A 19,546-nucleotide genomic window follows, 5' to 3' on the forward strand; every position below is an offset into this window, starting at 1 on the left:
ACGGGGGACAGTCCCCAGAGATTTTATGAAATTTTTCTTCCTACTAATTGGAAGGGGTTCTCCTCTGAAGCGCCGCCTGATACCGCTGCCTCTACTGGTTGCTGCGGCACTTCGCTATTTTCCAACTCCCTTGATAATCCGACGAGCATCATTTTTCCTGACAGGATTGTCAGGGTGAAGAAGATGACCGGGATGAAGGCAATCCAGGGATAGGTCGTCCAGAGGAATTCCCACCAGGTGCCGAGGGATCCCGACCATTCGTGGGACAACGAAACGAAATTCGGGTTGTTGAATACATCCTCCGCCAATTTGGCTCCGCCGATGAAGATCCCGAGAACGCCCAAATGTGAAATCAACAGCATGGACGCAATGAATTCCCTGATCAAGACCAGGTAAATCTGCGGAACGATGAAGGGCCGGAGGTGATTTTTGATGAAATGAGACCTCCGGGCACCGAGCACTCTTGCACTCTGGATGAACTCTTTATTCATGACATTCTCCACTTCATTCGCAAACAAGAGGGAGACGGATGGAATCGAGATGGCGACCAAAATGACAATGTATATGAGCACCTTTTCCATGAATGAATAGGGAAAGCTGTCCGGGTTCCTGAGGGGGCCTTCAAACATCACCCAATTCATCAGCAGGAACGCCAAAAGGGTCGTCGGAAAATAATTGGAAGCATCTACGATCGAAGCCAGCACCCGTTTGATTTTACCTAAATAAAAATGGATTCCCAGTCCGATGAAAACAGACGGGATGACCCTGGAAATGGCGATGATCATGGCAGAACCAATGGTGTACTTGGCTCCTGCCAGCATCAAATAGAAAACATCGTGCCCGAAATTATCGGTCCCCAGAACAGGATATTCAATCGGTGAATAGGGAGGGCTCATAAACTTCCCATTTTCATCTTTTAGCAGTTCGACCGTCGGAATCTGGTCGCCCGTGAGCCAATAATAAACAAGACTGCCGCCAAACATTCCGAACAAAAATAGAAAACCAATCACAAAATAAGGGTTCTTGATTAACCGAATCATCAGCATTAGATCACCACCCTTTGACCTGTTGTCAGGTGGATGATGACATTGCTGACCATCAGCAGAATGAAGATGGGAAGGTAGAACATGATTAAACTGAAACAGATCACATCCACCTGCGGGAACGCAAAGATGAAATGCGTGATCCCATAGATGTTAAACAGCCGCTCAAAGACAATCAGATTCGATAGTAATATAAGAATGAAGGCTTTCATATGGTTCATCAGGCTCGGCATGATATTTCGGATAATATGGGCGGTAAAGATATACATCTTCTTAAACCCCTTGCTGATGGCAAGATCCACATAAGGCTTCGTCAGCTCATCTTCAACCAGCAGCAGGCACATCCTGAAGATGAAGATTGATGGCAGGATGCTGAGAGCGAAAATCGGCAGAAGATAAACCGGGTCATTGCCTCCCGCGACTGGTGCAAGAAGGATACCTGTTCTTTTAAAAATGACAATGACAGAAAACTGAATGATAATGATGATCAACAAGTCCGGCAGGGATTCCAGAAAATCAAGGATGCTGAGCATGATGCGGGAGGCCCGTTTTGGAAGCCGGATGGTGATGAAGGTAAGCACAAATGCAACAAAGGTGGCGAGCAGGATCGACGAAATAAAGATAATCATAGAATAAAAGTAATAACTCCAGAAGGTCGGAAACATAGGGTATGTATTATTGCTTTCGTTGGTGATGGTAATATCGGCTGGGGAGGCCAGAGACTGGATGATGAGCCAAATATTTTTCATATATTCCAAGGCACTCATCTTGATGCCATCGGTGAACAGGCCGATGAGACTGCTGATCATGACAATCCCGACAGAAACCAAAAGAAACTTCGCAGCCATACCGGCCAGGCTTTTATATAACACGGCAATCACTCCTTCACGAACTAGCATTCTTTCATTATAGTTGGAAAACTGACAGGAAGGACTCCGATATTCCTGGACGAATATTCCTTTAAGAATATTTTTACATCGATAAAAAGCCTCCCAGCTTCTAACCGGGAGGCATGGTCTCCATCTGCTGCTCCATTAAATTTCTGAGATGTTTAACATTGACTAAATAATTTTTCCGGTGGGTCATGTTAAAAATGGTCGCTGCTTGATCGAGAAAGGGTTTCGCTTTTTCTGCCTCCCCGGATAGGATTAGGTTAAAGGCGGCATAATGGTTCAGCTCTCCCAAGAGATACAATGATTCTTGTAGAATGGAGAGTTCGATACCTTGTTGGCACAAGCTAAGGGATTCCTGGTATTCCTTTTCCGCAGTGAGCGACCTCGCTAGATTAAAGAGAATCCGAATGTTTATTTTAAGAGAATATGTATGGTGTGGGGCACTCTTTATGTGGTTCAGTGCCTTTTTGAAAATTCGTATTGATTCTTTCGTGTTTTTAATGTCAAAATGAACGGCTCCCATACTATTCAGAATCGCTATCTCTTGTTCCAATAGAAAGCGGTCGCTGCTCTTGGTGATGGCAAGTGCTTCTTCCAGAAAAGAAAATGCTTTGTGGAAGTTGTTCTCAATGTAAAAAGTGCTCACGCCTTTATGCCATAACAAAAATTGTCTGTTCGAAGGATTTTTCATAAAGTTGGGATTTCCCTCTTCCCTCTGAACAAGGGTGAAAACACTTTTGTAATCCTTCTTTCTGATCAGGTGGCGGATTTGTTCTTTCACATCCAGGATGTAATCCAGCCGTCCATCAGCGGTCAAATCAAATAGATGATTCACCGTCACCCCGAGACGATTGGAAAGCAGATAAAGCGTCGTGGCCAATGGAAGTGCTTCGCCGCTTTCGATCTTGCTGAGCTGCGACTGGCTGCAGATTCCTTTGCAGAGCACATTCTGACTCATTCCAATACTCAGGCGCAGGTCTTTAAGCACCAAGCCGATCTGTGAAAAATCGAAACCCATCATGCTCCTCCTAATTTCAATATTCAAATAATTACCATCATTATACCAAAGATACAGGAGGAGAGGGGAGGCCTTGTCCCATTCTGTTACGGGCAGGACAACAGAGCTGTCCCATTGCTAACTCCTCCGCTTCGTATACCGATTCGCATAACTCGAAGCAACAAAGGCATCCGGTTTGATTTTCGGTTCGACCCCCATGGCTTCCATCCTGGCAACCATTTCTTTTACAAACTTGCTTGTTCGATTTTGTTTGCCTGCCCCGATATCGATATGGCCTTCCATGGTAAACCCGGCTCCGCGATAGAGGTACGGAAGGACGATATCGATCAACTGATTCTTTCTATCCTCCGTAAATAATGAAACAATCTCCTCCGATAAAGATAACTCATAGGAAATCCGCTCATGCAGATGCAGCATCTTGCGCGGGACCACCACTTTCCTGATACAAGCCCACGCACCTTTTCCTTCATTTAAAATGACAATCCCTGTGATGAAGGTGGTATGTTTTGCATGGACCTGTGAGTCGGTCCCGACCATCAGCCGGTAGCTCCCATTAGGGCGCAGCTTCATGAACTTCAAGATATGATTAAAGACTTCATCAAAAGACATATTGCTTTTCTTCAGGTTTTGAAATGAGTAGTGATCAGCACCATCGCTTTTCATCTTTTCAGATCACAGCCTTTTATAAATTTGGTAAGGTTCTCTTAATCTATCCTATGATGGGAAGTTTTTAATGATGTGGGCAAATCCCTGGGGGAGAATGATGGGATGAAAGATAGGAGGGACAAACGTCTCCCAATATGCTAAATTTAAATAAAAAAGTATTAAAAGAGGTCTAAAGTCGTGAATTCAGAGTTGACTGCTTATATTTCCTTGATCTGCACTTCGTTCGTGTTCAATTTGTATTTGTGTTCGTATGTTTTCCTCAGGCGTCACCGCTATAAGGATATCGCCCCTTTGTTCATTCTCCACGCACTATTCACAGCGATTTACTGTTTTGGTACAGCATTTTCTTTAATGTCCACCACCCTGGCGGAGATTAAGTTGTGGACGGTCATTCTGCTTGCGGGCATGCTCTTTTCGACCACGCTGGGCTTGATGTTCATCATGAAGTATCTGGGGAAGAAGCTGACAGTTAAAAGTTATATAATCCTGCTGGCCATTCCTCTTATCAGTGTGATTCTGGCTGCAACAAATGATTTTCACCATCTTTATTACAGGACATATGAAATTCATCCCGATCTGGGTGCCCCGTTCGTTCACCAGGAAATCGGCATCTGGTATATGGTACAGGGGATTTACACTTTCGGCAGCTTGTTTGTTGCATTTCTGCTGGCATTTTCCCGGTGGAGGGAGACCGCAAAGGAGTATCGTCCACAGCTTCTTGCGTTAATGTGGGGGCAGCTTGTCCCGATCATCACCGCCTTTGTGTATTTGATGGGACTGACACCTCAGGGAGTCGACCCGGTGCCGATGGTCTTATGGCTTACGTCGCTGCTGTATTTCTGGTCCATCAGTTCATCGAGGATGTTCAGCTTGATGCCGATCGCGAAAGACGCCATCTTTAATAGTATTAATGACGGTGTCGTCGTACTAGATGAAACCAATAGAGTGATAGAATTCAATCAGGCCTCTCAAATCATGTTTCCGCAGCTCACAAAAAATATGCTGGGTGAAGACTTTTTAAAAGTATGGGAAAGCTTTACTGGCGAACCTTTTCCATTCTCATTGAAAAACAACGTCTGCACATATGAGCTTGAGCATATGGCCGGTGATCAATCCCTGCGTACCTATCAAGTCCGGATTACAGAGCTTCACCAACCCTCACAGCGAAAAGGCCTGCTGATCATCTTTAATGATATGACCGAGGTCAAGGACCTGCACGACAAGCTGGAAAAGCTGGCCTATTATGATGAGCTGACAGGAATTCTTAACCGGAGGGCATTCTTTCAGAAATGTGTCCGGGAGTTTGAAGAGGCAAGGGAGGAAGGGCATCCGTTCTCTGTGATTCTAATGGATGTGGACCACTTTAAAAGGGTCAATGACACCTATGGACATTTCGTCGGCGACCAATTGCTTGTCCATGTCATCCAGTCCTGCCAGTCTCAACTGACGAACGGGGAGCTTTTTGCCCGCTACGGCGGTGAGGAATTTGTTCTTGGCCTGAAGGGAGCCGCAGAAGCAGAGGCAGAGAAATTGGCTGACCGGATCCGCACTTTTCTGGCCGGGCAGCACCTAATGACAAACGATGGAGTCATTTCCGCGACACTAAGCCTAGGCGTGGCCCAATCAACAGCAGAAGGGGAAGAGACCTTATTCGATCTTCTGAACAAAGCAGACAAAGCGCTGTATTCAGCCAAGAATGCAGGGCGTAACAAGGTTCACGTTTATAAAGAGGAAAAAATAGCTTTATAGCATAACAGGGACTGTCCCCCGGTACACTAACGCATTAACGCAGTGGGGGGACAGTCCCTCGTTTTTAACAGATTCATTATTTTTTATTCAAGAAATTTTTTTAAAGGTTTTTGAAGAACGTTCACAAAAGCTGCGACGACGCTTGTTGCTAAAATCCCCATTAGACCGAGTGATATCGGACCTGCCGGGTCATCACCTGTGAATTGAGCTAGGACCCTTAAATAAACTATTGCTATCAAAATGAAGAAAATAACAGTGAAAGCACATTTCTTTATTAGCTTCAAAGATTGAAGGGATAACTCAGAGAAAGCACTGTTCTTTTCGATATAGGTTAACAGTTTAAATACTTGATACAACGCTACAGAAAACGTTATAAAAATTCCATAGGCACACGCCAAAAGGGGATATAGCGAATAATCACCCGGGCGTTCTACCCCATCTCTTCTGGCTGCTTGGGGCAGCCAATATACACACACCGCCAGCACCGCAATTCCAATAAGGAAAACAATGATCTTTAAGAAAAAAGTTGAACCTGGTTTAACATTCATTTAGGGCACCCCGCTGACTTCATGATAAAATTACTTTAACACATAATTTATTGTTTTAGAATAAATGAATATTGTTTTTTATTATATTGTTATTGTTATAGCTTGAAGCTGATAAAAAACAAGAGCGTTTCTCATCATGAAGAAACGCTCTTGTTTTGAAAAGATAGAAGTGAAAATAAGGAATTATTTCTTACGTTTCATGTCTAAAAATATCGGGGCTATATTCAGTAAGATAGAAACGATGGTCAACAACCAAAATGCCCTTGCCATGCCGGGTATTACATCCGATAAAGCCGCCCAATCTTCTGCTTCGACCCACCGGGTTAGATAGCTGTAATCTGCACAAATTGTTAGTGCTGTAAATGATAAACCCATCGCCATAGCAAGCTTATAATCTTTTCCTGCTGAATACATATAAAGATTGATAAACGTTGCTGCTATCGCCATCACCCCTAATATCATCCACATAATGATACCTCCCTGTCTTCTGATTGTAGTTATTTGGATATATTGTCAACTGTACGTTTACCAAGTTCCATTAAACAAGACACGAGAGATACGATTAAACCGGCAAATGAAACAAGAAGTCCAAATCCTTCCGCACCGCCGCTTGATGTGAGAATAAGGGCTATTCCAAATAAGGACATCGAAATGCCCAAAAGGGATAATCTCAAAATATTAAACCTCCATTTTTTGCAGGATAAATTGCAGCCTTATTCCTGTTCCGCTGCTCTTTCTCTTTCTTCCTGAATGATTTCTGCAATCCGGTCAGTTCCGTATGCCCCAAAACTGAAGGCACTCTCGTCCACCCAATACACAAGGCGGAAGGAAGCTCCGTTATCCAGTTCCAATTCAATGAAGGCCCTGTCGCCATTTAATCCATCGCCTTCCCAGAGCGTTTCAAGGTCAATCAGTTCCTGGTTCAATAGTTCATCCAGGAAGGCTTCCTTGTTTTCTTCGCTGAAAGTATTCATACGGGAACCGTCCCCGGTACTTTGAAGATGGAGGTCCTTTACCTTTCCTTCAACCGGGTAAAGGTCTGCCACTGTTTCGGCATTTTCATTCCGGTGTGCAATGTAAAGATTGCCATTCGCTTCCACCATTAGCTCGCTGGGATAGCCTTTTACCTCATGGATGGCAGTTCCTGCATAAAGATAAGCGGCGTCTCCGTTTTGAGATCTGTACTCTGGAGGAGCACATTCCGCAAGCCTGAAGGTGATCTCTCCAACCTTTTCCCCTGTTTCAAAATCAGGGTAAGGGCCACTGGTTCCTTCTCTGTAAAATTCCTCATACATGATGTCATTGATTTTTAAAAAACTGATATAGTCAACGATGGCGCCGCCGGTGTCGCATTCAGGTGCTTCAGAGCCATTGCTTTCCGGGGAATCAGTCCCGGTTTCGGGAGAAGCAGTTCCGTTCTCAGGGGAAGCTGCACTTTCAGTTCCGTTTTCAGTCCCGCTTTCTGTTGATGTTCCACAGGCAGAAGTAAAAGTCATTAGCAAAATCATACCGCATGCCAGCCAGGGTTGTTTCATTGTTTTCCTCCTCTTTTTTCCAATTGGTAGTTTTATTGTAGCATGTTTCATAGAAGGGAGGCCTTTGTTTTTTTTAGTAAAACGTATAGGTTGCAAGTTTCCCTTCCAATCATTATGATGTTTGATGGACAAAATTAATTTTAAAAATTCAAATAGGGAAAGGGACAGGAAAGAGATGAATAGTGAGGAGACAAAACAAAAAACGCTAGTGTTTGCTTTATTGATTGCAACATTTCTGACGGCTATTGAAGGCACGATTGTCAGCACGGCCATGCCCAAAATCGTGGAGGATTTAGGGGGTAGTGAGCTGTATACCTGGGTCATCTCCGTCTATCTGTTAGCGATCGTCGTGAGTACGCCTGTTTTTGGTAAACTGGCAGACTTATACGGCAGGAAAATCATGTTTACGATCGGTGTCAGTATTTTCTTGGCAGGTTCCATGCTTTCAGGATTATCGCAGTCGATGGAACAGCTTGTCCTGTTTCGATTGATTCAAGGCATTGGGGCAGGTGCGTTGACCACACTTCCTTTTACCATCATTGGCGATGTGTTTACATTTGAACTGCGGGCGAAAATGCAAGGCTGGATGAGCAGTGTCTGGGGGATCGCAGGGATAGCGGGACCCCTGGCCGGTGGATTTATAGTTGATACGATTTCATGGCATTGGATTTTCTATATGAATCTTCCTTTTGGCATCATTTCTTTGTTCCTGTTATGGGCTTCCTTAAAGGAGAATGTAGAGAAGAAGAAGCACAAAATTGACTATGCAGGCATTTTCACCTTTGCCGTCAGCATAACGGCATTCCTGTATGCCTTGACCTTGTTAAAAGAACAAAATCAAATGACAAGCGGGATCCTTTCGCTAATGATTCTGGCGGTAATCGGAATTGGTTTATTTCTCTGGATAGAGTCGAAAGCGAAAGAGCCAATGCTTCCACTATCGCTGTTTAAAAATCGATTTATCACAATCTCGACGATTGCGGGATTTTTACTCGGGTTTATCCTGGTCACCGTGACATTCTATATTCCTTTATGGGTGCAGGGAGTTACAGGTTTAAATGCAACACTCTCCGGTGTCACCATGCTGCCGATGTCCATTACATGGCCAGTTGCTGCGGTTCTGTCAGGAAAATTGTTAGCCAAGACTTCCATTGGAAGAATCACGATTGTCGGGATTACCGTCATTGCAGCCGGATGTATCGGCTTGGTTTCCTTTAATGAAAACACGACGGTTCCTTTGATGATGGCAGTCACCGCCATCATCGGCTTTGGTTTCGGTTTATCGCTTACCGCTTTTACAGTGGCAGTTCAATCCGCTGTTGAATGGAAAGTCCGTGGAGCAGCGATGGGGACATTCAATCTGATGAGAAACCTAGGCCAATCAATAGGGATTGCTGTTTCAGGACTGTGGCTGAGTGATCAATTAAGAGGCTATGCATTGGAAATCAGCTTGCACACGGTCTTTACGATCCTTGTTGTACTAGCCGTATGCGCTGCCGCCGTAGCCGGAATGCTGCTTGGGGAAAAAGGGAAACAACTATCAGTCAGTTGATTTAGACTGGGGCAGGACCGAGAAAGAACGAGGCACCATGAGCTTATTAAATAAGGGAAGAAATTTCCCTTATTTAATAAATATCGGGAAAAACAGGTCAAATAGGGGAAGAATTTTCCGCTATTTACTTAAAAAACATGAAAATTGGGTTGCTGTGCATGTTTAACGGAAAATCCTTCCCTTATTTACCTCTCCTCAGTTGAATTCTTCAGATTAACGGAAAAATTTTCTCTTATTTTAATTCCCCTTGGTGAAGTAGATTTATTCTATTATGATTTCATATTAAAAAGCAGTCCGTTGCGGGCTGCTTTTTCTGGTTTTTGCACTTCCTGTCACTCTGTTTTATCTTTACAACGTAACAGTGTTATGTTACATTGTTTTCAAGGAGTGAAGACAATGGATAAAGAACTGATATCAAAAAAGGATTTGCTGGAGCAGACGGATATTACGTACGGCCAGCTTTATCGGTGGAAGAGGAAGAAGTTGATACCGGAGGACTGGTTCATCAGAAAATCAACGTTTACCGGACAGGAAACGTTTTTTCCGAGGGAGCAGATCCTTGAAAGAGTCGGCAGGATTAAAGAACTGAAGGATCATCATTCATTGGATGAACTGGCGGGTGCCTTATCGCCAAAGAAGAAAGACATCCAAATGACGAAGAAAGATTTTATTGAAGGGAACATTGTTTCGCGGAACACGGTTTCTATTTTTGAAGAGCAATTCGGCTCTCTAGAGGGGGTCACTTTTCAAACAGCCCTATATCTTTACCTTTTAGAAAGGTCTCTGGAAACAGGGGAAGTCGGCTGGGAGGAAGGGAAGCAAATCCTGCAGACTTTGCATGCACACTTCCCTAAGTTGGAAGATAAGCAGCCTTCTTTGGTGGTCTTAAGAAAAATGGGAGTCGTAACAGTGTTGCTCGTTACAAATTTTAAAGATTTCTATACTGATGAAAAGACGAAGATTGCGGTCTCATTGTCCATAGATTCTGAGGTGGATCAACTGATGAACAAGCTTGTGACAGGAGGTTTTTAAATGAGCGGGGAAAGAACGAAGCGGTTGAAGGTTGTCGGAGAAGGCAGTTATCCAGGCGGGGATTATGAGAAAGTGAAAATCACCGGGCAGGGGACTGTTTCAGGGGATATCCGTGCTCTGGAAGCAAAAGTGACGGGGGAAGGCCGTGTCAGAGGAAAAGCGGCGGTGAACCAGTTGAAGGTGATTGGCAAACTGACAATCGATGAAGAACTGAGCGGCAATGAGATGAATATCATCGGCGAGTTAAACGTCGGAGGTTCGGTTAAGGCAAATACCGTGAAAGCGAGAGGCTTCCTCAACAGCACAGAAAATGTGGAGCTGGAGAAGCTGCACGTTAAAGGCGGTATCAATATCAACGGGCTTCTGAACGTCGGGAATCTTGAAATCAACTTGCAGAATGCGCCGAGCAGAGCTGGTGAAATCGGCGGGGAGACAATCAAAGTGAAAAGCAGAAGCTTTTTTACTAAATCGTATATATTGGAAGCAGAGGTCATCGAAGGAGACAACATCTACCTTGAGCACACAACTGCCAAGATGGTCCGGGGGAATCATGTGGAGATCGGGCCGGGCTGCCAGATTGAGAAAGTGGAATACAGGTCAACTTTTACCAGTAAGGATAAAAACATTTTGGACGCGAAAAAGATTTAAAAGGGGGACTTATGATGGATAGAGAAGCTAAGGGAGATTTGATCCTTTCAGGAAGCGGCGAGTCTGGAGGCGGTTCGTTTTCGAAGGTGGTCATCAATGGAAGTGGAAAGATTACCGGAGATGTGAATTGTGAACACCTCGAATGCAACGGTTCAGGTAAAATTTACGGAAATATCACTTCCGATTATACGCTTATCCAGGGAAGTACAGACATACAGGGCAGCCTGACCTCGGAGGATATCAAGGTTCATGGAGATTCCGAAGTGAACGGAAAAGTGGTCTTCGGGGAGATGGAAGTCAATGGCCATGTGAAAGTGGATGAATCATTGAAGGGAGACACAATTCATCTTGAAGGAATGATGAAGGTGAAAGGTGATTGTGAAGTGGAAACGGCCGACCTCAATGGCGCCTTTACCATTGGCGGCCTGTTGAACGGTGACCGGATTGATATTGAACTGCAAGGAAAGTCGAAGGTGAAAGAAATCGGCGGAGAGACCATCACGGTAAAAAGATCCAGTCCTTCCCTTCTGAAGCTGGATAAACTGATCAAGTCCTGGAGCAAGGAACTTCATGCAGATTTGATCGAAGGCGATCAGATCAAACTCCAGTATACGAAGGCAAAAGTGGTCCGCGGGAATAATGTTGAGATTGGACCTGGCTGTGAGATAGAACTAGTAGAGTACGGGAATGACCTGCAGGTATCGGACAAGGCGACAGTGGATAAAACAGAGAAACTATCATAAACAGATGGGGACTGTCCCCCGTTACGCTAAAGCGTTAACGCGATGGGGGACAGTCCCCATTATGTTCTTTCTTCGGGAAGCTAGAACTCAGCTAGATGTCTTTTCCTCGGACCACCAGCCTCCTTTGGGCATCTAAAAGGCTTCTACACGCCTTTTTCACTGCCCATGTTCATCATTCGGGCCTCTAGAACGGTTCTAGAAGCCTTTTCCACTGCAAACGGACCTCCTTCGGGCCTCTAAAACCCTTCTACACGCCTTTACTCCAGACCATAGACCTCCTTCGGGACTCTAGCACCCTTATAAAACGTTTTGACATTTTATTTACAATGTTTCACAATAAAAGGAGATGAAGAGGTGAAACGATGGCTGAAAAAGTAACAAGTTTGAAGTGGTTCGGCATGGCGATTCAGGCGCTGGTGGTGCTGGCCAATAACGAAGGGCTCTGCCCAAGCGCAGAATTGGCGGAGAAGCTGGATTCCAAATCGGTGTTTCTAAGAAAAATCCTAAGGCACCTGGTGAAGGAAGAGTTGATCCAGGCAAAAGAAGGCCGGGACGGCGGCTATTATCTAGTAAAAGCCCCGGAGGATATTAAACTATCGGATGTTTATGATGCGATGAGATCAGAAACGTTCCCTAAGGGATTTTTTGATGTGGAAAGCAAGGCGTGTTTTGCTCCCTGTACGCGTGAGTCTATGAGTGAGCTGCGCGATGAGATGGAAAGCTGGGTAGTGAGCGGTTTGGAACAGAAGACCATTAAGGACTTAATGAAACGATGAAAAACTACTTTAATGTAATTGGTTATCGAATACTAAAACGAAATTAGCAGTCCATTTCGCAACTGAATTAGGTTGCTTTTTTTTTTTGTGGATCGGCTTGTATTTCGAAACTCTTTTAACATGGTTTCATATGCATGAAAACTTGCAAGGTGCAGGGGGAGTTTGTGAAAATAAGGGGAGTTTTTCCCGTTATCTTGCAGAATAGGGCTAGGTTCGGTGTGGATAAGGGGAATTTTTCCCCTTAAAGTAAAGGTAAAGGGTTCATTTTCATGTTTTTGGAGTAAATAGGGGGAGTTTTTCCCTCTATTTACTCTTTTTTTCGTGCTAATTTCTCAATAAGAGGACTTTCTCCCCTTATTTTGGCAGTTTGTTTATAGGGATTGTTGTATCTTAAGTTTTTCTTAATTAACTGTAGTTGACAAAGGAACAGTTTAAGTTTTATACTGTTCCTGTAAAAGATACAGTTAAAAAGGAGAGATTCTTTATGTCTGAAAAAACAATGAGCAAAGAAGAATATTTAAATAAAGCAAAAGAACTTGATACAAGAACAGAAGCTCCAAAAGTACTGGAGGATACAGACTTTCTGACAGTTGCGAGAGAGCGCCGTTCCGTACGCCAGTATGACCCTGAATTCAAAATAGAAGAAAGTGAAATCCGGGAACTGCTGGAAACAGCGACACTGGCGCCTTCATCCAGCAACCTTCAATCATGGAGATTTTTAGTGATAGAAGACCAGAAGGAAAAAGAGCGCTTGCTGCCGATTGCCAACAACCAGCAGCAAATCGTCGATGCTTCGGTCGTCATCGCTATCCTTGGTGACCGTGAAGCGTATAAAAATGCTGATGCGATCTACAGCCAGATTGCTGAAAAAGGCAACATGCCGCAAGACGTCAAAGAAATGTACGTTAACAGCATCATGGACAACTACGGGAATTTCCCGAAAGAGCGCCAAGCGAAAATCGCTCACATTGACGGAGGAATCGTTGCCAATCAATTGATGCTTGCAGCCAAAGCAAAAGGCTACGACACCGTGCCGATGGGTGGTTATGACGAAGCGAAATTCATGGAAGCGTTCAATGTGCCGGAAACGTACGAACCAATCATGTTGCTTTCACTAGGAAAAGGAACCAAAGCCGGTTTCGAAAAGACGCGTCTTCCACTTGACGACGTGCTGAAATGGAATAAATTCTAAGAACCAAACAGGGCCTGACCCCCAGTACACCAACGTACCGGGGATCAGGCCCTGTGTATTTAATCATTCGGAATTGAAGTTACTTGTAGTACATCCTGGCTGCCTTCACATCCCTCTAACTGATAAACCGTATGATTGTTCTTTTCTATTTTATTTATGCTCTCACATACATCTTCCATTACTACTTGAGTTCCAAATTCATCTTCTCTAGTATCTATTTTCGAGGCTATTTCATCGTTGGAATAGGTTAAGTCATGGATGATGGGATCGCCTTCGTCCGTGTAATTTACTACTCTGACTTCACTATCCTTATTCATCGAAACATCTTCTACAAAATCTTCAAGTAATCTCAAATTCTCTATGTGTCCATGTGTATTGACTACATCATGCTTAGAAGGAGAGTATTCGCAACCTGTAAGAAAAAACAGTAATAAGACAATAGATAATTTCCTCATTTCATCCCTCCCGAATATAAGCCCGCGGAATTATTCCTTTCCGGCTGCCCTGGCTTTTTCCTCCTCAATGATTGCAGCTATCCGGTCGTTACCACGGGCTACACTGAATGCATTGGAATCCTTCCAGTAAATCAGCCGGATGTATGCCCCATTATCCAGCTCCATTTCAATGAAGTCCATTTCCCCTTTTGTCCCGCCATTCCTATACAGAGCTTCAGTGTCAATTAGTTCCTGTTTGAAAAAATCCTTAAGAAAGGCTTTCGTATTTTTCTTGGTAAAGGAACCAAGCTTGGAGCCATCTTCAGTACTTCGAAGGTAGAGGTCCTTGATTTTCCCCTCTGCCGGGTAAAGGTCTGCGACTGTTTCTGCTGCTTCATTCCGGTCCACAATGTAAAGCTTTCCATCCGCTTCCACCATCAAATCGGAGGGATAGCCTTTCACCTCATGGATGGGGGTTCCTGCTTCAAGGAAAGCGGCATCCCCATTTTGCGATATATATTCAGGGGGAGCGCAATCAGCCAGCATGAAAGTTACTTCACCAATTTTATCGCCTTTTTGAATTTTTGGATCAGGACCTTCATTGGCCTCCCTGTAAAATCCCTCATAAGTGATGTCATTTATTTTTAAGAAATCCACATAGTCAACGATGACTTCTCCGTCATAACACTCTCTTGGAGCAGCATCATTGTTATCAGGGGAAGACACGGACTCGTTTTCGGTTCCACAGGCATTCAAAACAATCGTTAAAATAAGTGCGAATACAAGCCAGATGCGCTTCATTTTTCCAGCCCCCTTTTATAAAAGTTGATAACTCAATTGTAGCATGATTTAGTGTTATAAAATGGAAAAAATGAAGATGTTCTCATTTTAGCGGCTTCCGATGGGAAAGAGAAGGAATTGCCCCCTTTAACTCGAATTAAAACAAATGATAGAAGTCTTAGTTAATTAAAAATGTGACTTAAGCTCAATATGGGAGGAGAACATGACGAACATATCAAACCTGGACACACCAACATTGCTGCTGGATTACCAGAAGTTGATGAAAAATATTAATGAAATCGCAAGCTTTGCAAGGGAACATGATCTAGCTTACCGGCCGCATATCAAGACCCATAAATCAGTAGAAATCGCGAAGCTGCAGCTGCAGGCCGGAGCAGTCGGAATAACGACCGCGACCATCCCGGAAGCAGAGGCAATGGCTGCCGGCGGGATTAAAGACATCCTGATCGCCTATCCAATCTCGAGTCCCGAGAAAATCAAGAGATTGATTAAGCTGTTGGAACAAGGCGTGAAACTGAAAATAATAGTGGATAGCACGGAGCAGTTAACTTATCTGCAGCAAGTGCTGGAGCATACTCCGTTTACGTTAGAAGTCTGGATAAAAGTGAATTCCGGACTAAACCGCTGCGGAGTGGAACCAGGTAAAGATGCAGTGGTGTTGGCCAAAGATATCATGAGGCACTCCAAGCTGAAGCTGGGCGGCATCTTGACCCATGCCGGACATTCCTATGCGGCCTCGAATTACGCTGAGGTTGAACGGATCGGCCTTCAGGAAGGGCAGGCAGTCGTGGAAAGTGCGGAGGAATGTGAAAAAGAGGGAATCCCAATTTTGGTTAGAAGTGTCGGCTCCACTCCCACCTATAAGATTTCAGGCAAGGTGCCGGGAATCACGGAAATCAGGCCGGGAAATGCCGTGTTTTTTGACAGCATCCAGGCAGGATTAGGGGTTACCACTCTGGATAACTGTGCGTTGACCGTGCTTGCTTCCGTTTCAGGTGTATATCCAAACCGGATTGTATTGGACACGGGAAGCAAGACCCTCTGCCTGGATAAAGGTGCCCATGGAAACGAGACAGTAAAAGGATTCGGCCATATCATCGGCCATCCGGAGATAACAATCGAACGGTTATCCGAAGAGCATGGGGTGGGAACTTTTAAAGGAGAAAGGTCTTTGAAACTAAATGATAAAGTACAGATCATCCCAAACCATGCCTGTACGGTTGCTAATATGTTTGAGGAGTATGTGATTCATGAGAATGGAAAGACAGTCGGGGGTTGGAAGGTGGGTGGATGACCCTCGCTGAATGATGAAATGATGAGAAGGGTGGCGGAGATATGATAAAAACTGGAGATAGAACAATAGACTGGACATCCTTCAAGAGTTGTTCCGATAAGAAGGATGTAGTTCTGATAGAGGATGGTGAGATCAAAGTGCTGGGATCCACCATTGAAGAGGTGTTTGTAGATAAAGAAAATGATGTTCTTCACAGGGTACAAAGGTTACTATTCAATGATCCTGAAAAAGGAACCAGAACCGTCAATCTACATATAAAAGCTTCCACTTTTGAGCCGCTGTCATGTACAGACACAGGTAATGAAAATGTAAGTGTACATTATGGCGTAAATGGAATTGAGGTTAGTTCCGATGAAGAAGGAGGAGAAATACAACGGACCTACGAAAGGGAAGAAGGCATTTTTGATTTGTTTTCAGTGGAATTATTGCTGAGGCTGCTTCCCTTAGAAACAGGCTATACGTGCAAGCTAATAGCATTCAGTCTTATGGCAAAAGAAAGAATCACCGTTGAAATAGAGGTTGTGGGCTTAGAAAGTATCTCTGATGGAATTAAAGAAATTGCTGCCTGGCAAGTAAATGTTCACTTTGGAGAAATGCTGCAAAAATACTGGATAGGTAAAGAAACCAAGGAATTGCTGAAGCAGTCCATTCAATTAGATGATAAGGTGTTTTTTGATTTTGTCAGATAAAAAGAAATAAGAATTATTTTAATGCTCAATCCTTTGTGATCAAAGGGGTGAGCGTTTTTTTTACTCCTGAAATTTTAAATAACTGTACAATTTACCTAATTAGACTTGAGTCAAATTAGATAATCATCTAATATAATATCATAGAAGGTTAGATGCTTATCTAATCACTTTATACACGGTCATTATTTTATAGGAGGGAATTTTAATGGAGAAATACAACGTTACAGATCAAGAACGGGAAAAGGTTTTATCAACTTACTTCAAGGAGGGGCTGGAAGGTCCTTTAAGCGAGTTTCCGAGTAAAGAGAAAAGGAAGTTCATTGTCATCCAGCACTTGATTAAGCGCTTTGATCCGAAAGAACAGTACACGGAAAAAGAGGTGAACGAGGTGATCAAGGCTGTCTTTCATGACTTTGTGACAATCCGACGCTATTTCATTGAATACAAGTTCATGTCCCGCAGCCGGGATTGCAGCAAGTACTGGCTGAGTAACTAGGGGGACAGAGGGACGGACCTGTCCCTCTGTCCCGACAATTATCCAAGTTTATCATATGATCGCAAAACTGAAATGCAGGCCAGGAGCCAGACCCCGCCAGCGGCATAACCGGCAATGACGTCGCTTGTATAGTGTACACCTAAATATACCCGCGACAGGCCTATTGCCAGAACCAGGAATATAGTTAAAATTACAAAAGGCCAAGCGGTTTTTCCTCTGTTTTTTAATATTTGCCAGAGGACATACATTATCATTCCGTAGAAAATGGTGGATACCATAGCATGGGCACTGGGAAAGCTGTATCCTTGAAAATCCACTAATTGTTCGATGGTGGGCCGTTTCCTTTGAAAGGCCCATTTTAAAATCTTGTTCAACAGCCACCCGGTTAAAAGACTGATAAACAAAAATAGAGGATACCGCTTTTCTTTAGTGATGTAGTAAAAGATAAATGAAAAGATGATTCCCAGTGTCAATTCGGTTACGAAGGACCCCAGCCCTGTAAAGAAAATAGCCGTGTTGGTCAGCGCGGCATTTGAATAACTTCTGATATACTCTCCTGCTGTCTCATCAAAAGCAGAAAGCTCATTATAGATCAAGTCCTCACTCAAAGAGAAGAAAATAATGATCAGACCTACTGCTACCGCCAAGCTTCCGAATAAGTTCTTTCGTTTTTTTACGGTCTTCATTACTTCCTCTTTCTGTACATTCAACTTCTTCACTCCCTGGAAAAAATTTTTCTTATTCCTATACCCCAAAATTTAAGATTTATTGGGCAACCCTATGCCCCTGTTCAAACAGGTCATTAGACATCGGGCTTGTATAAGGTTTAGGATAGATAGAAATAAAACGGAAAGGGTGGATACATTGAAAATTCTTGTAGTCGGAGCAAATGGACAAGTCGGAAAGCATTTAGTAAAAACCATTCAGGACAGCGGAAGCCATACGGCCAAAGCAATGATACGTAAACAGGAGCAGGTATCCCACTTCGAAAGCTTGGGTGCTAGAACCGCAGTGGTGAACTTAGAAGGAGAGATTGAAGACATTGCAAAAGCAGCAGAAGGAGTCGATGCGATCGTATTCACGGCTGGATCCGGCCCGCATACTGGTGCAGACAAAACGATGCTGATTGACTTGGACGGCGCTGTAAAAACAATCAAAGCTGCTGAAAAAGCAGGTGTGAAGCGGTTCGTCATGGTCAGCTCATTCGACACCACCCGTGAAGCGATACAGGGAGCACCTGAATCCTTTGCCCCTTACGTAGTTGCCAAGCACTATGCAGATGTGTGGCTGCGGGGAACAGACCTGGATTTCACCATCGTCCATCCTGGATTGCTTACAAACGAGAGCGGAACCGGGAAAGTCGAAGCGGCAAGTGAAGTTGAAAGAGGAGAAATCCCGCGTGAGGACGTTGCAAAGGTCATCTTTGGATGCTTAGAAGATGAGTCCACGATCGGGAAAGAGTTTCAAGTGGTGAGTGGATCTGCTTCTGTAAAAGAAGCGTTAAGTAATCTATAACTGAAGGTGATTGCGGTACAATTTGCATAGCATGTTGTATCGCTTTTTTTATTGATAAACCAATGATTCTGACCGTTTCCACTTGTGATTGTATATTAAATTGCACGCCGATCTGCATTTTGAAAATATGAATTGCCACTGATGTTTCATCATACTTCGAAACAAAAATAGTTGGGCTTTCGTCTAATTAAATATGAAAAGGGGGATGGTATGAGACAATTCAGTGTAATACTAATGCTTTCTTTATTAATTTTAAGTGGATGCAATATTGAAAAAAATAAGGACCAAAACATAGTGAATTATGAATCCCTTTCTAAAGATGCTGAAATTCCAGATGAAGTTAGCCAATGGTTGATTGATGCGGAAACCTCCAAGGATGAAATAATCCATAGCTTAGATTCAGAAGAGGGAATTACGTATGTTTACGCTAAGGGACACAAAAAAGCGAAGGTATCATATATTTACGAAAATATAGAAGGTAAACATTATCAAAACTTGAAAGTTACTTTATTAAAAGGGAGCAGCAGCGATACTGTCTTTATTAAAATTTCTTTTAACTCTGATTTGTGCTGTGATACCGAGATATTAGATGCTACTGAAAATGAAGATGAATTTTATGCTGAGCAAAGATAATAGAACCTTGTTAAGTTGAAGGTGGCGTTGCTGAACAAGCAGCCGATCTTTGTTCAAGTAAAGGGTGGATTATTGAATAACGGTTTATTAAGATAAGCGAAAGAAAAGGATTGATACCAAGTGATGAAGGTGTTTAGTGGGTTTGTTCTTATTATGTTTATTATGGTTATTCTATATTTTTTGCTTGGGGTTGGATTGTTCTCGGGCGGAACAGGTTATGAAGGGCTAATTTATATATTTGGCACTTTGATTATTATACTTCTATCCTTTATAACTTCATTACTGGTGC

At 43.4% G+C, this 19,546-nt stretch carries 23 protein-coding genes; 12 read left to right on the forward strand and 11 right to left on the reverse strand.

From position 1 onward, the window contains the following. Positions 1–23: 23 nt before the first annotated feature. The 4 genes from ACOJQI_RS02555 to ACOJQI_RS02570 form a co-directional block, all read right to left on the reverse strand. The gene (locus ACOJQI_RS02555) at positions 24–1,046 is read right to left on the reverse strand and encodes an ABC transporter permease subunit (RefSeq protein ID WP_421383246.1); all 1,023 of its coding nucleotides are present in this window, start codon (positions 1,044–1,046) and stop codon (positions 24–26) included. Further along, on the reverse strand, positions 1,046–1,915 hold the full coding sequence (locus ACOJQI_RS02560) for an ABC transporter permease subunit (protein ID WP_421383248.1): 870 nt from the start codon (positions 1,913–1,915) through the stop codon (positions 1,046–1,048). Before ACOJQI_RS02560 ends, ACOJQI_RS02555 begins: the two co-directional genes overlap by 1 nt. Before the next feature lie 127 nt (positions 1,916–2,042). Next, entirely contained in the window at positions 2,043–2,957 is a 915-nt protein-coding gene (locus tag ACOJQI_RS02565; protein WP_421383250.1) for a helix-turn-helix domain-containing protein, read from the reverse strand. Positions 2,958–3,071: 114 nt separating this feature from the next. Further along, positions 3,072–3,617 (reverse strand): ribonuclease H-like YkuK family protein, encoded by a 546-nt coding sequence (locus ACOJQI_RS02570; protein WP_421383252.1) that lies wholly within the window; start codon positions 3,615–3,617, stop codon positions 3,072–3,074. 180 nt (positions 3,618–3,797) lie between these two features. Between ACOJQI_RS02570 and ACOJQI_RS02575 the strand changes: the two genes are divergently transcribed. Next, the gene (locus ACOJQI_RS02575; protein ID WP_421383254.1) at positions 3,798–5,369 is read left to right on the forward strand and encodes a diguanylate cyclase; all 1,572 of its coding nucleotides are present in this window, start codon (positions 3,798–3,800) and stop codon (positions 5,367–5,369) included. A gap of 83 nt (positions 5,370–5,452) precedes the next feature. Here ACOJQI_RS02575 and ACOJQI_RS02580 read toward each other — a convergent pair whose 3' ends face one another. From ACOJQI_RS02580 to ACOJQI_RS02595, 4 genes are all read right to left on the reverse strand, one after another. Next, positions 5,453–5,917, reverse strand: a complete 465-nt coding sequence (locus tag ACOJQI_RS02580) for a DUF2975 domain-containing protein (protein ID WP_421383256.1) — start codon at positions 5,915–5,917, stop codon at positions 5,453–5,455. A 183-nt stretch (positions 5,918–6,100) separates the two neighbouring features. Next, on the reverse strand, positions 6,101–6,385 hold the full coding sequence (locus ACOJQI_RS02585) for a hypothetical protein (protein WP_421383258.1): 285 nt from the start codon (positions 6,383–6,385) through the stop codon (positions 6,101–6,103). 29 nt (positions 6,386–6,414) lie between these two features. Then, complete coding sequence (locus ACOJQI_RS02590; protein WP_421383260.1) at positions 6,415–6,591, reverse strand: hypothetical protein; 177 nt, start codon at positions 6,589–6,591, stop codon at positions 6,415–6,417. 39 nt (positions 6,592–6,630) lie between these two features. Next, the gene (locus ACOJQI_RS02595; protein ID WP_421383262.1) at positions 6,631–7,452 is read right to left on the reverse strand and encodes a hypothetical protein; all 822 of its coding nucleotides are present in this window, start codon (positions 7,450–7,452) and stop codon (positions 6,631–6,633) included. 175 nt (positions 7,453–7,627) lie between these two features. On the opposite strand from ACOJQI_RS02595, the gene ACOJQI_RS02600 reads away from it, so the two are divergent. The 6 genes from ACOJQI_RS02600 to ACOJQI_RS02625 all read left to right on the forward strand — a co-directional run bounded on the left by ACOJQI_RS02600 (position 7,628) and on the right by ACOJQI_RS02625 (position 13,395). Further along, complete coding sequence (locus ACOJQI_RS02600; protein ID WP_421383264.1) at positions 7,628–9,004, forward strand: MDR family MFS transporter; 1,377 nt, start codon at positions 7,628–7,630, stop codon at positions 9,002–9,004. A gap of 396 nt (positions 9,005–9,400) precedes the next feature. After that, positions 9,401–10,036: a YhbD family protein gene (locus tag ACOJQI_RS02605; protein ID WP_421383266.1), complete on the forward strand. Its 636-nt coding sequence runs from the start codon at positions 9,401–9,403 to the stop codon at positions 10,034–10,036. Beyond that, positions 10,037–10,684 carry a hypothetical protein gene (locus tag ACOJQI_RS02610; RefSeq protein ID WP_421383268.1) on the forward strand — a complete coding sequence of 216 codons (648 nt, stop codon included), beginning with the start codon at positions 10,037–10,039 and terminating at the stop codon, positions 10,682–10,684. An 11-nt stretch (positions 10,685–10,695) separates the two neighbouring features. Then, on the forward strand, positions 10,696–11,427 hold the full coding sequence (locus ACOJQI_RS02615) for a polymer-forming cytoskeletal protein (RefSeq protein WP_421383270.1): 732 nt from the start codon (positions 10,696–10,698) through the stop codon (positions 11,425–11,427). Between the two features lie 362 nt (positions 11,428–11,789). Beyond that, positions 11,790–12,203 carry an RrF2 family transcriptional regulator gene (locus ACOJQI_RS02620; protein ID WP_421383272.1) on the forward strand — a complete coding sequence of 138 codons (414 nt, stop codon included), beginning with the start codon at positions 11,790–11,792 and terminating at the stop codon, positions 12,201–12,203. Positions 12,204–12,687: 484 nt separating this feature from the next. Further along, positions 12,688–13,395 (forward strand): nitroreductase family protein, encoded by a 708-nt coding sequence (locus ACOJQI_RS02625; protein WP_421383274.1) that lies wholly within the window; start codon positions 12,688–12,690, stop codon positions 13,393–13,395. Positions 13,396–13,454: 59 nt separating this feature from the next. Here the strand turns inward: ACOJQI_RS02625 and ACOJQI_RS02630 are convergent, their stop codons facing one another. Both ACOJQI_RS02630 and ACOJQI_RS02635 read right to left on the reverse strand, forming a co-directional pair. After that, complete coding sequence (locus tag ACOJQI_RS02630) at positions 13,455–13,850, reverse strand: DUF4362 domain-containing protein (RefSeq protein WP_421383276.1); 396 nt, start codon at positions 13,848–13,850, stop codon at positions 13,455–13,457. Between the two features lie 30 nt (positions 13,851–13,880). Beyond that, on the reverse strand, positions 13,881–14,630 hold the full coding sequence (locus ACOJQI_RS02635) for a hypothetical protein (protein WP_421383278.1): 750 nt from the start codon (positions 14,628–14,630) through the stop codon (positions 13,881–13,883). Positions 14,631–14,832: 202 nt separating this feature from the next. Here ACOJQI_RS02635 and ACOJQI_RS02640 point away from each other — a divergent pair, with 202 nt between their 5' ends. From ACOJQI_RS02640 to ACOJQI_RS02650, 3 genes are all read left to right on the forward strand, one after another. Next, positions 14,833–15,924 carry a D-TA family PLP-dependent enzyme gene (locus ACOJQI_RS02640; protein WP_421383280.1) on the forward strand — a complete coding sequence of 364 codons (1,092 nt, stop codon included), beginning with the start codon at positions 14,833–14,835 and terminating at the stop codon, positions 15,922–15,924. A 41-nt stretch (positions 15,925–15,965) separates the two neighbouring features. After that, positions 15,966–16,613 (forward strand): hypothetical protein, encoded by a 648-nt coding sequence (locus ACOJQI_RS02645; protein WP_421383282.1) that lies wholly within the window; start codon positions 15,966–15,968, stop codon positions 16,611–16,613. Between the two features lie 205 nt (positions 16,614–16,818). Beyond that, on the forward strand, positions 16,819–17,109 hold the full coding sequence (locus tag ACOJQI_RS02650; RefSeq protein ID WP_421383284.1) for a DUF2087 domain-containing protein: 291 nt from the start codon (positions 16,819–16,821) through the stop codon (positions 17,107–17,109). Positions 17,110–17,147: 38 nt separating this feature from the next. Here the strand turns inward: ACOJQI_RS02650 and ACOJQI_RS02655 are convergent, their stop codons facing one another. Next, positions 17,148–17,819 (reverse strand): phosphatase PAP2 family protein, encoded by a 672-nt coding sequence (locus ACOJQI_RS02655; RefSeq protein ID WP_421383286.1) that lies wholly within the window; start codon positions 17,817–17,819, stop codon positions 17,148–17,150. 154 nt (positions 17,820–17,973) lie between these two features. Here ACOJQI_RS02655 and ACOJQI_RS02660 point away from each other — a divergent pair, with 154 nt between their 5' ends. Then, a complete protein-coding gene (locus ACOJQI_RS02660; RefSeq protein ID WP_421383288.1) occupies positions 17,974–18,624 on the forward strand; it encodes an SDR family oxidoreductase in 651 nt (216 codons plus the stop codon). A gap of 210 nt (positions 18,625–18,834) precedes the next feature. Beyond that, on the forward strand, positions 18,835–19,257 hold the full coding sequence (locus ACOJQI_RS02665) for a hypothetical protein (protein ID WP_421383290.1): 423 nt from the start codon (positions 18,835–18,837) through the stop codon (positions 19,255–19,257). Positions 19,258–19,546: the final 289 nt, after the last annotated feature.

This window comes from Bacillus salacetis (assembly GCF_049177075.1).
GTDB classification, from domain to species: Bacteria; Bacillota; Bacilli; order Bacillales; family Bacillaceae_B; genus Rossellomorea; species Rossellomorea salacetis_A.